Origin of the sequence: Pseudomonas sp. Snoq117.2, from assembly GCF_900110545.1 — a bacterium.
In the GTDB taxonomy this organism is placed as follows: Bacteria; Pseudomonadota; Gammaproteobacteria; order Pseudomonadales; family Pseudomonadaceae; genus Chryseomonas; species Chryseomonas benzopyrenica.
Genome location: NZ_FOED01000047.1, coordinates 1 through 1,232, shown reverse-complemented (window position 1 = coordinate 1,232; position 1,232 = coordinate 1). Strand labels below are relative to the sequence as shown.

Sequence of the window (1,232 nt, the reverse complement as noted above, 5' to 3'; positions counted from 1 at the left end):
TGAATCGCCCCTGGTTTCGTAGACACCTCCAAGCCTCATAATGAGGCCCAAATAGGAGGTGCCATGAGTCGTCAGCGTTACCCCGAAGAATTCAAGATCGAAGCGGTCAAGCAAGTGACCGAGAAAGGCAATCCTGTCGCCGATGTTGCCCAGCGCCTGGGCATGTCTGTTCACAGCCTCTACGCCTGGATCAAGCTCTACAGCAAACCCCAAGAGCAGCGTCAGCAAGACGATGAGCAGCAAGCCGAACTGCGCAAGCTTCGCGCAGAACTCAAGCGCGTGACTGAAGAGCGAGACATCTTAAAAAAGGCCGCCGCGTACTTTGCCAAGGAGTGCAACTGAAGTACGCCTTCATCAAAAAGCACTCGACGCATTACCCGGTGCGGCGCCTTTGCCAAACCCTCAAGGTGCATCCCAGCGGCTACTACGCTTGGTTGGCCGAACCTCAATCTGCCCGAGCCAAAGAAGATCAGCGCCTGCTTGGCTTGATCAAGCAGGCCTGGTTAGAAAGCGGCGGCGTGTATGGCTATCGCAAGATTCACGATGACCTGCGAGAGCTAGGAGAGATCTGTGGGCGAAATCGAGTCGGTCGCTTGATGCAGGCAGAGGGGCTGCGTTCGCAAACGGGCTATCGCCGTCGTACTGGGTTTTATGGCGGAAAACCAACAGTGGCATCCCCCAACCATCTGGCCCGGCAGTTCAAGGTCAGTGAGCCGAATAAAGTCTGGGTGACCGATATCACCTACATCCGCACCTATGAAGGGTGGCTGTACCTGGCGGTAGTGCTGGATCTGTTCTCCCGCCAAGTCATTGGTTGGTCAATGAAGCCCAGAATGAGCAGCGACCTGGCCATCGACGCCATGCTGATGGCCGTGTGGCGACGCAAGCCACAGCAGCAAGTGATGATTCACTCAGACCAAGGCAGTCAGTTCAGTAGCTCAGATTGGCAAAGCTTCCTGAAGGCCAATAATGTGATCAGCAGCATGAGCCGACGGGGAAACTGCCACGACAATGCCGTAGCGGAGAGCTTTTTCCAGCTTTTGAAGCGGGAGCGAATCCGACGAAAGATCTACGCAACGCGTGACGAAGCCCGAAGTGATATTTTCGATTACATCGAGATGTTCTATAACCCTAAGCGTCGACACAGCAGTGCTATGCAGCTGTCTCCAGTAGAGTATGAGAAACGCTATTTCCTGAGCTTGGAGAGTGTCTAGGAAAGCAGGGGCGATTCA

1 protein-coding gene is annotated in these 1,232 nt (G+C 54.6%); it reads left to right on the top strand.

Going from position 1 to position 1,232, the window contains the following annotated elements; all coding sequences use genetic code 11:
- The first annotated feature begins 63 nt into the window (after positions 1 to 63).
- Positions 64 to 1,214, top strand: a protein-coding gene (locus BMZ43_RS25950) for an IS3 family transposase (protein WP_085983004.1) whose coding sequence is annotated in 2 segments (ribosomal slippage) — positions 64 to 298 and positions 298 to 1,214 — 1,152 coding nt in all. Because the reading frame shifts where the segments join, the coding sequence is not laid out codon by codon here.
- The last annotated feature ends 18 nt before the right edge of the window (positions 1,215 to 1,232 follow it).